The organism is Rhizobium sp. PP-F2F-G48 (assembly GCF_004342335.1).
GTDB lineage: Bacteria > Pseudomonadota > Alphaproteobacteria > Rhizobiales > Rhizobiaceae > Ferranicluibacter.
This window is the reverse complement of record NZ_SLVH01000005.1, coordinates 94,371-107,724: the sequence shown is the minus strand read 5'-3', so window position 1 is coordinate 107,724 and position 13,354 is coordinate 94,371. Positions and strand designations below refer to the sequence as shown.

Sequence of the window (13,354 nt, the reverse complement as noted above, 5' to 3'; positions counted from 1 at the left end):
TTTTTTGGATTCCGGCATTTGCCCTCATGGGTGCTGCAAACGGGAGCAAATGTCGGAATCAAACCACTAGCGCATAAAACCTTCAACGGAAAACCCGTTCGCACGGATGCGACCAGCGAGCGAGGCGACCTGAGGACAATGAGAAAAGGGCGCCGCGGACGGCGCCCTCTCTGGCCTTGGGAGTTTACTTGTCGAGGACGAAGGGTGCCGAGTACTTGTCGACATTGTCCTTGGTGATGAGCAGGCAATCGAACAGCTGCTTTTCGGACTTGGCGCCCGTCGCGCCCGTCTTGATGAAGCTGTCGGCCTGCTTCACGGCTTCTTCCGAGAAGACGGCGACCGGCTGGAGCACGGTGTACTGCAGCTCGCCGGCCTTGATGGCGGCGACCGCATCCGGCGAGCCGTCGAAGCCGCCAACCTTGACGTTGGCGATCTTGCCGGCTTCCTTGAGTGCCGCGATGGCGCCGAGCGCCATTTCGTCATTGCCGGAGATCACGCCGTTGATGTCGGGATTGGCCTGCAGCATGGACTGCATCTTGTCGTGACCCTTGGTGCGATCCCAGTCGGCCACTTCCGACGCCACTTTTTCGAGGTCCGGATACTGCGTGAGAACGGTCTCGTAACCGTTGGAGCGGGTCGCGGCATTGTTGTCGGAGGGAGCGCCGAAGAGTTCGACATACTTGCCCTTATCGCCGACGGCTTCCACCCACTGCGTGGCACCAAGGGCGGCACCCTGCGCATTGTTGGAGACGAGCTGCGCCTTGGCGAGGCCTTCCTGGTTGATCTCGGCATTGACGAGGATGACCGGAATGCCGGCGGCAACGGCCTTCTTCACCGCGCCGACGGAGCCGTCGGCATTGGCCGGGTCGAGGATGATCGCGACCGACTTGTTGGTGATGGCGGTGTCGATCAGGTTGCTCTCGGTGTTGGTATCGCCCTTATGCGCGCCGACGGTCGCGGTGTAGCCGAGCTTTTCGGCAGCGGCCTTGGCCACGTTGCCTTCGGTCAGCCAGTAGGGGTTGGACGGATCGTTGACGATCACCGTCATCAGGCCCTCGGCATAAGCGGTGCTGGCGAACATCGTGGCGGCAGCGGCGGCGGCCATCAAGAGGCGGGTTGCTTGTTTCATCATGGTCTCTCTCCCGGTTTTGAAATGCGGTTCGGTTGTGCCGGTCACCCGGCGGTGCTTGTCCGTGGCCGACGCCGCCTCTCCTCGAAAGGCAGGGGCCGGATAGGCGGAGAAGGTCGTGTGTCGGTCGCCGCTTACTTCGGGCGGCGCCCGTACTGGATGCTGTTGAGCAGGACGGCGAGAACGATGACCGCGCCGGTAAAGACGGTCTGCCAGTAGGAAGACACGCCGATGATGACGAGGCCATCCGACAGGAAGCCGATGACGAAGGCGCCGAGCATGGTGCCGCCGATCGTGCCGCGTCCGCCGGTGAGCGCCGCGCCGCCGATGACGACGGCCGCAATCGCCGTCAATTCATAGGTGGTCCCGGCCGTCGGGCCGGCGGAGGTCAGCTGCGACGACAGGACGAGGCCGGCAATCGCCGCGCAGACGCCCGAGAGCACATAGACGATGATCTTGACCCGCTTGACCGGCACGCCGGACAGCTCTGCCGCCCGCTCGTTGCCGCCCGACGCATAGAGCCAGCGGCCGAAAGCCGACCGGCTGAGCATGACGAAGCAGAGGATAGCGAGCAGAGCGAGCACGAGAACGCCGATCGGCACGCCGAACAGCCGGTTGAAGCCCAGCCAGTCGAAGCCTGTATTGCCGAGCTCCGGCCGTCCGCCGAGATTGTTGAAGGTGAGGCCATTGGTCATCAGCAGGGCCACCCCGCGCGCGACATAGAGGACGCCGAGCGTCGCCACGAAGGCGGGAACGCGGAAATAGGCGATCAGCACGCCATTGACCGCGCCGACGAAGGCGCCGAGCGCGCAGGTCAGAATGACCACGACCCAGACCGGCGGATAGAGCACCACACCGAGCTGTTCGAGCGTGACGCCCTGCATGAGATAGCCGGCGACAACGCCGGACAGCCCGAGCGTCGAGCCGACCGAGAGGTCGATGCCGCCATTGAGGATCACGAGCAGCATGCCGATGGCGAGAATCCCGAAGATCGCCACATGCGACGACATGATCAGGAAATTGGCGACGGAGAAATAATAGGGCGACAACAGCGAGAACACAACGATGATCGCGATCAGGGCGAAGAAGGCGCGGCCCTCGAGCAGGAGCTGAGCGATGTTCATCGTCTTCTTCTGCGGCGTCGGGCGCGCGGTGGAATGGGTTGCCGACATGATCAGTGCGTCCTCGTTTCGGGCTCGTGCCCATCCGATCCATGGCCTCCGGCTTTTTCGCCGGATGCCGCCATGATGAGTTCCTTGGTGACGTCGGAGCCGAATTCGGCGGAAATCCTGCCGCGGCGCATGACGACGATGCGGTGCGCGATGCTCAGGCATTCGCCCACTTCCGATGTGGAATAGATGACCGCGAGGCCTTGTCTTGCGCGCTCGGCGAGCAGCTTGAACACTTCCGACTTCGCGCCGATATCGATGCCGCGGCTGGGCTCGTCGAGCAGCATGACCTCCGGATTGGTCGCCAGCATCTTGCCGATCACGACCTTCTGCTGGTTGCCGCCCGACAGCGAGCCGATCGGCGCCGTGCCGCCATCCGTCTTGATGTGGACCTTGGCGATCGCGTCGGTGACGAGGCCGGCTTCGCCGCGGCGCGAGGTGAAAAGGCCCTTGGTGAAGGCACCGATGCTGGCAAGCGACAGGTTGCTGCCGACCGTCATCGTCTGCACCAGCCCGTCGCGCTGCCGGTCTTCGGGCACGAGAACGAGCCCGTTGTCGATGCGCTCGGCAATGGAGAGCCGGGACACGTCCTGCCCGCGCAGCATGACGCGGCCGGCGGATGGCTGCAGCCGTCCGGCCACGCATTCCAGAAGCTCGGTCCGCCCGGCACCCATCAGCCCGTAGATGCAAACGACCTCGCCTGCGCGAACGTCGAGCGAGAGCGCATCGACCACCGAATAGCCGGCGCCTGAGGCGTCCGGGACCGAAAGCTTCTCGATCGACAGGGCGACCGGACCGAACGCATAACCCGACGGCGGCGCGCCGAGGTCGAAATTCTCGCCGACCATGTTCCGCACGATCCATTCCAGATCGATATCGGCACGCGGTGCATAGGCGGTCATCGTGCCGTCGCGCAGCACCACGGCATGGTGGGTGATCTGCAGCGCCTCTTCCAGATGGTGCGAGATATAGACGATCGACACGCCGCGCGCCGTGAGGTCGCGGATCACCTTGAACAGCACCTCGACTTCCGAGGCGCTGAGCGCCGATGTCGGCTCGTCCATGATGAGGATGCGGGAATTGACCGACAGCGCGCGGGCAATCTCCACGATCTGCTGCTGCCCGAGACGAAGCTCCTCGACCGGCGTCAGCGGATCGATGGGCTCTTCCAGTTCCTCCATCAGCAGCCGGGTCTGCCGTTCTTCCTCGGCATAGTTGACGCCGGTCGGCCCCATGATCTCGCGGCCCATGAAGATATTGTCGCGGACATTCATGTTCAGCGCCAGCGACAGTTCCTGATGGATGATCGAAACGCCGCTGTCGCGGGCATGCGACGAGGAGGAGAAGCTCACCGGCTCGCCGTCGAGCAGGATCTCGCCGGAGGTCGGCTGCACCACGCCTGAGAGGATCTTCATCAGCGTCGACTTGCCGGCGCCGTTCTCGCCGAACAGGGTGGTGACCTGACCGCGGCGGATCTCGAAATTGACGCCCTTCAGCGCATGGATGCTGCCATAGGACTTGGCGATATTGCGCGCCTCCATGACGACGGCGCCATGGTCGCCCGATGGCGTGAGACGTGCGGTTGCGGCGCTCATTTCACGGTCACCACGACGGGCGTGACCAGCCAGTTCTTGGGGTTGATCAGCTTGAACACGCCGGTGATTTCCACCGTCTTGCCTTGAAGCGCGGCCGGATCGAGACTGCCGAGCGCCTCTTTCTTCATGGCGTTGTTCAGCGCCGAGCCGGCGTTCTGGTACTCGATCTGGTTGGTGAACTGGCCGAACTCGATCTCGCCGGTGGCATCGCGCAGGTCCGTGCCGTTGATCGCCGGGCCGGTCTGGACCCGCACCACGGTCCCCTCGGGCAGGCCGGACACGGCGATCGTGTTGGTGCTCGACTTGCGCTCGCCGACGACGCCGGTGAACTTGACCGGGATGACAGGGCCGGTGCTGGTGGCAACGCCGTATTTGGTGCCGGCGGCCGCCTTGTCGGCGGCGATCGCCTGGCCGAGTTCGGCGGCATCGACCGCGCGGCTCGCCACGCTGTCGCGGACCTTGGGAAAATTCTCGGCCCCGAAAGCTTCCGGCGAGAACACGTCGGCGCGCACGTCATGTTCGGAGCCGATCTGAACCACGCGCGTATCATAGGCCATGGCACCGACGAGGATCACGGCCAACACGGCCGTGACCAGGCGACCGCGGGTGAAGCGGGGGGAATGTATCGATTTCGCTTCGGCAAGGGTGCTCATGACGAAAGCCTCATATCTGAAATCGCCTCTTGAAGGAGGCGCAAAGGTCGGTTGAAGGCCGCGGATGTCCGCGACGACGTGTCGAAGGTCATCTCTGGGGACGGTCGTCGCGGGAACGGTGGCTGGCGGGCAGCACGGTGCGACGGCGGAGGGTCCGGTCGCGGAACGGGATCACGGTTCTGTTCATGACGTCTCCTCCCTCGCGCATCGACGGCGCATCCCCGCCGACGATCTCCTCCCGTCGGCCTTCATGCTTGATGATAACAGATGATAGGTCTGTGTTATCAATGGATCGAACAATGGTAGAAAATTTTCCGACTGTCAACGGCACCTGCTTACCGAAATCGCGGATCTGGAGGCGTGGAGCGACAGGGAAGGAGGCGACTTCAGCGGTGGATCGCCGGAGGGTAAAGACTAAAGAGGGCGTCCTGTTGCCGAATGGGTTGATGGCGATGGAACGCATCTCACGCGAAGCCTCAAACGGTTCTATCGTCTGATTATATTGGTTTAATGATAATAGAAGACGGTTTCTTGCGCGGATTTGGCGCTGCTGGAAGACTGTGATCGAATGGTTCGTCCGATCGGAGAGCCGGCACCGCGTCATGCCGTCATCTGCGGCCACGGCTCTCGCTTGGCAACCTTGACACAACAGATCATTTGTGAAAAAAAATGCGGAAGCAGAAAGATATTTCGACGTCAGTGTGATGTTTGTGAGATATCGTGATGGCAGATTGTTATCTTGGAGGATGACATGGCCGGGCGCCCTTCCGATAAGGGCTCTGCGAGAATGGGAGGAGCACCGATGATGGCATGTGCAGGAGCGCGGCGACGAGCCTTGTGGATGCGGCATGCGTGAGGGTGGCGACGTCATCATCGGCGTGGATGCGGGAACGTCGGTCATCAAGGCCGTCGCCTTCGATCTCACCGGACGCCAGCTCGCCTGTGCGTCCGTGCGCAATGTCTACGCGACCGGCGACGACGGCTCCGCGACCCAATCCCTGGAACAGACCTGGGCGGACTGCGTCGCCGCGCTGAAGGGCCTTTGCGAAAAGATCGACGGCCTCGCGTCAAGGACCGCGGCGCTCGCCGTCACCGCGCAAGGCGACGGCACCTGGCTCGTCGGGTCGCACGATCGTCCCGTCTGCGATGCCTGGCTGTGGCTCGATGCCCGCGCCGCGTCGAGCGTGCGCCGCCTGGCCGGCCGCACGGAGGATCGCGTGCGATTCGAGGCGACCGGCACCGGGCTCAACACCTGCCAGCAGAGTGCGCAGATGGCGCATATGGACCGCCACCGCCCCGAGCTCCTGGACGGGGCCGAGGTCGCCCTGCACTGCAAGGACTGGCTCTACCTCAACCTCACCGGCATCCGCGCCACCGACCCGTCGGAAGCAAGCTTCACCTTCGGCAATTTCCGCACCCGGCAGTACGACGATCTCGCGATCGACAGCCTCGGCCTTGCGCATCGCCGCAGCCTCCTGCCGGAGATCATCGACGGCACGCAGGTCCAGCATCCGCTTTCGGCCGAGGCGGCCCGGGCCACCGGACTGCGCGCGGGAACGCCCGTGTCGCTCGGCTATGTCGATATGGTCATGACGGCGCTCGGTGCCGGGGTGCGGACGCGCTCGACCAATGCCGCCTGTTCCACCGTCGGCTCCACCGGCGTTCACATGCGCGCCAAGCCCGTGGACGCGGTGCATCTGAACGCCGAGGGCACGGGCTATGTCATCGCGCTGCCCGTCCCCGGCATCGTCACCCAGGTTCAGACGAATATGGGGGCGACGCTCAATATCGACTGGATCCTGCGCCTTGCCGCGGACCTGATGGCGGATGCGGGGCGGCAGGTCGCCTTTTCCGATCTCGTCGGGCGGATCGAGCACTGGCTGGAAACGACGCGCCCCGGCGCACTGCTCTATCATCCCTATATTTCCGAGGCCGGCGAGCGCGGGCCGTTCGTCAATGCCCATGCCCGCGCCGGCTTCATCGGCCTGTCCACCCGCCATGGTTTCCCCGACATGCTGCGCGCCGTGGTCGAGGGTCTGGGCATGGCGACGCGGGATTGCTATGCCGCGATGGGCGCCATGCCGGAAGAGCTGCGGCTGACCGGGGGCGCGGCCCGTTCGCGCGCCCTGCGCGGCGTGCTCGCCGCTTCGGTCGATGCGCCCGTTCGCATTTCCGACCGCGAGGAGGCGGGTGCCGCGGGTGCCGCGATGATGGCGGCGGTGGCGCTCGGCGTCTATCCCACCATGGATGCCTGCATCGACGAATGGGTGAGCCCGCTTCTCGGTCAGGCCGAGGCGCCCGACCCCGATCTCGCCCGCCACTACGACCGCCTGTACCCGGCCTATGTCGCGGCCCGCCAGTCCCTGACGCCCGTCTGGGAAACGCTCGGACAGGAGCCTGCGCATGCCCGCCCCGAAGGGGAGACGACGCCGGCCGCCCTGGACCCTGCCGACATGACGACGCGCGACGACACATCCCACCTTCGAGGAGCCTGACATGACAGACGCAAAGACGGTCGATCTCTTCGTGATCGGCGGCGGCATCAACGGTGCCGGCATTGCACGGGACGCCGCGGGTCGCGGCCTCTCGGTCATCCTCTGCGAAAAGGGCGATCTGGCCGAAGGCACGTCGTCTCGCTCGGGAAAGCTCGTTCATGGCGGCCTGCGCTATCTCGAATATTACGAGTTTCGCCTCGTGCGCGAAGCGCTGATCGAACGCGAGGTGCTTTTGAACTCGGCAAGCCACATCATCTGGCCGATGCGCTTCGTGCTGCCGCACAGCCCGGACGATCGCCCCGCCTGGCTCGTCCGGCTCGGCCTCTTCCTCTACGACCATCTCGGCGGCCGCAAGCGCCTGCCGGGCACCCGCTCGCTCGATCTGCACCGAGATCCCGAGGGCGCGCCGATCCTCGACAAATACACCAAGGGCTTCGAATATTCCGATTGTTGGGTGGATGATGCCCGCCTCGTGGTGCTGAACGCGCTGGATGCCGCCGAACGGGGTGCCACCGTGCTGACGCGCACCGCCTGCATCAGCGCCCGCCGCGAGGATGGCGGCTGGCGCGTGGAGACGCGCAACGAGCGCACCGGCGAACTCTCGTCGTTCCGCGCAAAGGTGCTCGTCAATGCCGGCGGCCCCTGGGTCAACGACATCGTCGGCCGGGTCGCCGGCTCCAACAGCAGCCGCAACGTGCGCCTCGTCAAGGGCAGCCACATCGTCGTGCCGAAGTTCTGGGAGGGCAGCCAAGCCTATCTCGTGCAGAACCACGACAAGCGCGTGATCTTCATCAACCCCTATGAGGGCGACAAGGCGCTGATCGGCACCACGGACATTCCCTATGAAGGGCGTCCGGAAGAGGTTCAGGCCGAGGAGAAGGAGATCGATTACCTGCTCGCCGCCGTGAACCGCTATTTCAAGGAGAAGCTGCGTCGCAGCGACGTGCTGCACAGCTTCTCCGGCGTCCGCCCGCTCTTCGATGACGGCAAGGGCAATCCCTCCGCCGTCACGCGCGACTATGTCTTCGAACTGGACGAGACCGGCGGCGCTCCGCTGCTCAACATCTACGGCGGCAAGATCACCACGTTCCGCAAGCTCTCCGAGCATGCCATCCAGAAGATCGCCGGCTTCTTCCCCAACATGAAGGGCGACTGGACGCGCGGCGCGACGCTGCCCGGCGGCGAAATCCCCAATGCCGATTACGTGCAGTTTGCCGAGCGGATGCGCAGCGACTACCCCTGGATGCCGCGCGCGCTGGTCCATCATTACGGCCGCCTCTACGGCGCCCGCGTCAACCGCATCGTCAAGGGCGTCACGTCGATCGAGGGTCTCGGCCGGCATTTCGGCGGGCAGCTTTACGAGGCCGAGGTCCGCTACCTCGTCGCCAACGAATGGGCCGAGACATCCGAGGACGTGCTTGTCCGTCGCACCAAGCAGAACCTGCACCTGACGGCTGCCGAACGGGCGGCGTTTGCCGACTGGTTCGATGCGCATGTCGCGCTGGCCGCGTGAGGGAGCGATCATGAACCTGACCCTGTCCCTGAACACCAATCCGCTCGTCAACCGCTTCGCCGAGCCGGACGACCTGATCGATACCGTGGCGCACGCGCTGAAGGTCCGCGATCTGCAACTGACCCACGAGTTCATCAATCCGAGCTGGCCCGCACCCGTCATCCGCCGTCTGACGCGGGAGATGCAGGCGGCCCTTTCCCGCACCGGCGTGCGCGTCACCTCCGGCATGACGGGGCCTTATGGCCGCCTCAACCATTTCGGTCATCCCGACCGCGACGTGCGACGCTACTACGTCGACTGGTTCAAGACCTTCGCGGACATCACCGCCGATCTCGGCGGCGTCTCCGTCGGCACCCAGTTCGCCATCTTCACCTATCAGGATTTCGACGACCCCACCCGGCGCGAGGCGCTCATCCGGATCGCCATCGACTGCTGGGCCGAAGTCGCCGAGCACGGCAAGGCGGCCGGTCTCGACTACATCTTCTGGGAGCCGATGAGCGTCGGGCGCGAGTTCGGCGAAACCATCGCCGACAGCATCCGCCTGCAGGACAGGCTGACGGCCGCCGGCATGGCCATTCCCATGTGGATGATGGCCGACATCGACCATGGCGACGTGACCTCGCCCAATCCCGACGATGTCGACCCCTATGCCTGGGCGCGGGCGGTGCCGAAACTGTCGCCGATCATCCACATCAAGCAGAGCCTGATGGACAAGGGCGGTCACCGTCCGTTCACCGCCGAATTCAACGCCCGCGGCCGCGTTCACCCCGAGCCGCTGTTGAAAGCGCTCGCGGAGGGCGGCGCCGAGACCAACGAGATCTGCCTCGAACTCTCCTTCAAGGAGCGCGATCCGAACGACCGCCAGGTCATCGAGCAGATCGCCGAAAGCGTCGCCTTCTGGGCGCCGCATATCGATACGGGTGTCTCCGACCTGCATATCTGACACACTCTGCGACACGGCATCGCGATGGCGGAGCGCCGTGCGCGCCGCGGAAATAACGTGCCAGCCTGCGACGCGGGGTGTATGGCGAAGGTGAGGACAAGTCGGATCGGCGCGCGGCACGACGCCCGAGGCAGGAGAAATGGCAGGACGCATGGCAGGGAACCGACGCCCCATCGACCCGGAGGAATCGCTCGCGACGCGCGCCGCCTGGCTGCACTATGTCGGCGGCATGACCCAGGCGGCGGTCGCCAAGATGCTCGGCCTGCCCTCGGTCAAAACGCACAGGATGATCGCGCGTGCGGTGGCCGACGGCATGGTCAAGGTCACCATCGACGGCGATATCGTCGAATGCGTCGATCTGGAGGCGCGCCTTGCCGAGCGGTACGGCCTGACCTATTGCGAGGTCGCACCCGACATGCGCGAAGAGGGGCTGCCGCTCCGCGCGCTCGCGTCCGCCGGCGCATCCTATCTGCGGCGGGAGATCGAGCACGGCGCGCACCGGATGATCGGCCTCGGCCATGGCCGCACGCTGGCCGCCGCGGTGCGTCATATGCCGCGTCTGGCCGCGAGCACCGTGTCCTTCGTGTCGCTTCTGGGCGGCGTCACCCGCAACTACGCCATCAATCCGCATGACGTGATGCACCAGATTGCCGAGAAGACAGGGGCGACCGCCTATGTCATGCCGGTTCCCTTCTTTGCCAATACGGCGGAGGACCGCGAGGTTCTTCTTTCCCAGCGCGGCGTCGGCGAGGTGTTCGCGCTGGCCGAAGGCGCCGATCTCAAATTCGTCGGCATCGGCACGGTGGAGCCGGCCGCCCAGCTCGTCGCCTCCGGCATGATCGAGCCGCGCGAAATCCGCGAGATCTCCGCAAACGGCGCCGTCGGCGAACTGCTCGGCCACTTCTTCGATGCCCGCGGTCGCCTGCTCGAAACCATGCTGAGCGCCCGCACGCTTTCGGTCTCCTTCCACTCCGCCAAGGCCGACCACATCGTCGCCATTGCCGGCGGCGCGAGCAAGGTCGAGGCTATTCGCGCCGTTCTCACCAGCCGCCGCCTCTCCGGCCTCATCACCGACGAGCGCACCGCGCAGGCCCTGCTCGACGCGGGGTAAAAGGCCAGGATCGGGCACGTGAGGAACTGTTGGCAAAGCTTCGCATCATAAAAGCGGGGCGGGCGCTTTCCATTCGACGGGACGAACACATGTATGGTCGAACGCGGGGCCGCACGGCATGCCCGCGACGCCGCAGCGCGAGGGACCATGGCCAGACCGACGGTGAACAAGTTCCTGCTGCAGGCGCGCAACGAGGTGCGCCAGAGTGCCGGGATGATCATCATCGCCGTGCTCTTCGTCGCCGTCGCCTCGATCGGGGCTTCGGTTCTCCTGTCGCAGCGGGAACGGCAGGCGCAGGAGGCCATCGCCCACACCATCGGCAACGAGCGGCGGATCTCCACCCTGCAATCGCTGTTGCAGGATGCCGAGATCGGCCAGCGCGGCTACCTCATCACGCAGGACCGTGCCTATCTCGAGCCCTACGAGGGGTCCATTCAGGAAATCGACCGGATGATGGAGGAGCTCGCGACAGGTCTGTCCGACAATAGCCGTCAGGATGCCAATGTCGCCGTTCTCCGCTCGCTGATCGTCCAGAAACTGTCGGAACTGCGCCAGAGCATCGACCGCCAGCGCGAGGGCGATGCGGCCGGGGCACTCGCCATCATGAAGACCGGGCAGGGCAAGATGCTCATGGACGGCGTGCGCAACGCCTTGAAGACGATGCGGGCCGAAGAGAGCAATCAGCGCATGCAGCGCGTGGCCGAAGCACGACAGGCCGGCGCCCGCATGGAGATGGTGGTCTTCGCGCTGTCGCTGCTGACCGCCGTCTTCGCACTCGTTGCGGTGCGCGCCACCGCGAGACGGGCGCGGTCCGCGGAGCTCACGAGGGACGAACTGCTCTCCCGGCTCGACCGCCGGCTGCTTGCGATCATGGCGGCGGATATCGTCGGCTATTCCCGGCTGATGGAGGGCGACGAGACGAAGACGCTCGTGCGCCTGAAGATCGTGCGCGACCGGATCGATCCGATCATCGAGAAGCACAGCGGCACGATCGTCACCACCGCCGGCGACAGCGTTCTCGCCGCCTTTGCCAGCGCCCTGTCCGCCATCGATTGCGCGATCGAGATCCAGCAGGCGATGGCGGAAGCGAATGCGGACCTCGATGAAAACGCCCGGCTGATGTTCCGGATCGGCATTAACGTCGGCGATGTCGTGGTGCAGGATGGCGACGTCTTCGGCGACACGGTCAATGTAGCGGCACGGCTGGAAACGCTGGCCGAACCCGGCGCCATCTGCATTTCCCGCACCGTGCGCGACCATGTCCGCAAGCAGCGTCCGCTGACCTTCGACGATCTCGGCTTCCAGCGCGTCAAGAACATCGCCCAGCCGATCAGCGCCTTTCGCGTACGGGCCGAAGCGGGGTAGACGACGGCGTCAGCCGACCCCCTTCGCGCTTCGCCATCCAGACATCCATAGAGCCGGAAATCCATGCCGACGTTTCTTTCCCCTGTCCTGCTCACCTGGGGCATCTCAGCCCTGGCCGTCGCCGGGGTCATCACCCGGCCGTTTCGCCTGCCGGAGGCCGTCTGGGCCGTTCTGGGTGCCGCCGTCATCGCCGCACTCGGCCTCATGCCGCTGTCGGCGGTCTGGAACGGCATCGCCCGCGGCACCGATGTCTACCTGTTCCTGATCGGCATGATGCTGTTGTCGGAACTGGCCCGCAAGGAAGGACTGTTCGACTGGCTCGCCGCCATCGCGACCCGCCAGGCGAATGGGTCGCCGAAGTGCCTGTTCTTCCTGATCTACGCGGTCGGCGTGCTCGTGACCGTGTTCCTGTCGAACGACGCGACGGCCGTGGTGCTGACGCCGGCCGTCTACGCCGCCACGCGGGCGGCGAAGGTCGCAAACCCGCTGCCTTACCTGCTGATCTGCGCCTTCATCGCCAATGCCGCGAGCTTCGTGCTGCCGATCTCCAATCCCGCCAACCTCGTCATCTTCGGTGGCGGCGAGATGCCGCCGCTCGGGGAATGGCTGCGCACCTTCACGCTTCCGTCCATCGTGGCGATCGTCGTCACCTATCTCGCGCTCGCCTTCACCCAGCGCCGCGCGCTCGCCTCGGAAACGGTCGCGGCCGACGTGCCGACGCCGAGCTTGTCGCCCGCCGCCCGCGTCGCCGGCATCGGGCTTGCCCTGACCGCCATCGGCCTCGTCATCGTGTCCGCGCTCGATCTCGATCTCGGCCTGCCGACGTTTGTCGCCGGCATCGCCACGACGCTCCTGATCGTTCTCGTCAATCGCGAGCCACCTCTCGACGTCCTCAAGGGGATTTCCTGGAGCGTCCTGCCCCTGGTCGCCGGCCTTTTCGTCATCGTGGAAGCGCTCAGCGGCACCGGGCTCGTCGGCATGCTCGGCGATCTCCTTGCCCGCAACGCGGCGATCTCGCCCGCGTGGACGGCGGGCGTCGCCGGTGTCGGCGTCGGCTTTGCGGCCAACCTCGTCAACAACCTGCCGGCCGGGCTCTTTGCCGGCAGTGCGGTGCAGGCCGCGGGTGCGCCGAGCCTTGTCGCCGCCGCCATCCTGATCGGCGTCGATCTTGGTCCCAACCTCTCCGTCACCGGCTCGCTCGCCACCATTCTCTGGCTCACCGCCCTGCGGCGCGAGGGTATCGAAGTCGGCACCTGGCAGTTTCTGAAGCTCGGGGCGGTGGTGATGATCCCGGCGCTGTTGCTCTCCATCGCCACGCTGATCGGCATGTCTCTGCTGTGACGCGCGTGCGCTGCAGCAAAAAGCCGGGACAACAGGGCCA

General features: G+C 65.4%; 11 protein-coding genes. 6 read left to right on the top strand and 5 right to left on the bottom strand.

Going from position 1 to position 13,354, the window contains the following annotated elements; genetic code table 11:
* Positions 1-184: 184 nt before the first annotated feature.
* The 5 genes from C8J36_RS13555 to C8J36_RS13535 all read right to left on the bottom strand — a co-directional run bounded on the left by C8J36_RS13555 (position 185) and on the right by C8J36_RS13535 (position 5,168).
* The gene (locus tag C8J36_RS13555; protein ID WP_062595592.1) at positions 185-1,132 is read right to left on the bottom strand and encodes a D-ribose ABC transporter substrate-binding protein; all 948 of its coding nucleotides are present in this window, start codon (positions 1,130-1,132) and stop codon (positions 185-187) included.
* Positions 1,133-1,263: 131 nt separating this feature from the next.
* Complete coding sequence (locus tag C8J36_RS13550) at positions 1,264-2,253, bottom strand: ABC transporter permease (RefSeq protein ID WP_245506570.1); 990 nt, start codon at positions 2,251-2,253, stop codon at positions 1,264-1,266.
* A gap of 50 nt (positions 2,254-2,303) precedes the next feature.
* Positions 2,304-3,893, bottom strand: a complete 1,590-nt coding sequence (locus C8J36_RS13545; protein WP_132535614.1) for a sugar ABC transporter ATP-binding protein — start codon at positions 3,891-3,893, stop codon at positions 2,304-2,306.
* The gene (locus C8J36_RS13540; RefSeq protein ID WP_062595375.1) at positions 3,890-4,546 is read right to left on the bottom strand and encodes a DUF2291 domain-containing protein; all 657 of its coding nucleotides are present in this window, start codon (positions 4,544-4,546) and stop codon (positions 3,890-3,892) included. The genes C8J36_RS13545 and C8J36_RS13540 overlap by 4 nt, the downstream gene beginning before the upstream one ends.
* An 88-nt stretch (positions 4,547-4,634) precedes the next feature.
* On the bottom strand, positions 4,635-5,168 hold the full coding sequence (locus C8J36_RS13535; protein WP_132535612.1) for a hypothetical protein: 534 nt from the start codon (positions 5,166-5,168) through the stop codon (positions 4,635-4,637).
* Between the two features lie 226 nt (positions 5,169-5,394).
* On the opposite strand from C8J36_RS13535, the gene C8J36_RS13530 reads away from it, so the two are divergent.
* From C8J36_RS13530 to C8J36_RS13505, 6 genes are all read left to right on the top strand, one after another.
* A complete protein-coding gene (locus C8J36_RS13530) occupies positions 5,395-7,041 on the top strand; it encodes an FGGY-family carbohydrate kinase (protein WP_132535610.1) in 1,647 nt (548 codons plus the stop codon).
* Position 7,042: 1 nt separating this feature from the next.
* On the top strand, positions 7,043-8,554 hold the full coding sequence (locus C8J36_RS13525; RefSeq protein ID WP_132535608.1) for a glycerol-3-phosphate dehydrogenase: 1,512 nt from the start codon (positions 7,043-7,045) through the stop codon (positions 8,552-8,554).
* 10 nt (positions 8,555-8,564) lie between these two features.
* Positions 8,565-9,497 carry a TIM barrel protein gene (locus C8J36_RS13520; protein WP_132535606.1) on the top strand — a complete coding sequence of 311 codons (933 nt, stop codon included), beginning with the start codon at positions 8,565-8,567 and terminating at the stop codon, positions 9,495-9,497.
* A gap of 151 nt (positions 9,498-9,648) precedes the next feature.
* Positions 9,649-10,608, top strand: a complete 960-nt coding sequence (locus tag C8J36_RS13515; protein ID WP_062595373.1) for a sugar-binding transcriptional regulator — start codon at positions 9,649-9,651, stop codon at positions 10,606-10,608.
* A gap of 147 nt (positions 10,609-10,755) precedes the next feature.
* On the top strand, positions 10,756-11,973 hold the full coding sequence (locus C8J36_RS13510) for a CHASE3 domain-containing protein (protein ID WP_162242432.1): 1,218 nt from the start codon (positions 10,756-10,758) through the stop codon (positions 11,971-11,973).
* Positions 11,974-12,036: 63 nt separating this feature from the next.
* Positions 12,037-13,314 carry an arsenic transporter gene (locus C8J36_RS13505; RefSeq protein WP_132535604.1) on the top strand — a complete coding sequence of 426 codons (1,278 nt, stop codon included), beginning with the start codon at positions 12,037-12,039 and terminating at the stop codon, positions 13,312-13,314.
* Positions 13,315-13,354: the final 40 nt, after the last annotated feature.

What these genes read in the sequence shown, in the direction of transcription:
- C8J36_RS13555 (WP_062595592.1), bottom strand. Translation starts at nt 1,132, where the DNA reads ATGATGAAACAAGCAACCCGCCTCTTGATGGCCGCCGCCGCTGCCGCC.
- C8J36_RS13550 (WP_245506570.1), bottom strand. Translation starts at nt 2,253, where the DNA reads ATGAACATCGCTCAGCTCCTGCTCGAGGGCCGCGCCTTCTTCGCCCTG.
- C8J36_RS13545 (WP_132535614.1), bottom strand. Translation starts at nt 3,893, where the DNA reads ATGAGCGCCGCAACCGCACGTCTCACGCCATCGGGCGACCATGGCGCC.
- C8J36_RS13540 (WP_062595375.1), bottom strand. Translation starts at nt 4,546, where the DNA reads ATGAGCACCCTTGCCGAAGCGAAATCGATACATTCCCCCCGCTTCACC.
- C8J36_RS13530 (WP_132535610.1), top strand. Translation starts at nt 5,395, where the DNA reads ATGCGTGAGGGTGGCGACGTCATCATCGGCGTGGATGCGGGAACGTCG.
- C8J36_RS13525 (WP_132535608.1), top strand. Translation starts at nt 7,043, where the DNA reads ATGACAGACGCAAAGACGGTCGATCTCTTCGTGATCGGCGGCGGCATC.
- C8J36_RS13520 (WP_132535606.1), top strand. Translation starts at nt 8,565, where the DNA reads ATGAACCTGACCCTGTCCCTGAACACCAATCCGCTCGTCAACCGCTTC.
- C8J36_RS13515 (WP_062595373.1), top strand. Translation starts at nt 9,649, where the DNA reads ATGGCAGGGAACCGACGCCCCATCGACCCGGAGGAATCGCTCGCGACG.
- C8J36_RS13510 (WP_162242432.1), top strand. Translation starts at nt 10,756, where the DNA reads ATGGCCAGACCGACGGTGAACAAGTTCCTGCTGCAGGCGCGCAACGAG.
- C8J36_RS13505 (WP_132535604.1), top strand. Translation starts at nt 12,037, where the DNA reads ATGCCGACGTTTCTTTCCCCTGTCCTGCTCACCTGGGGCATCTCAGCC.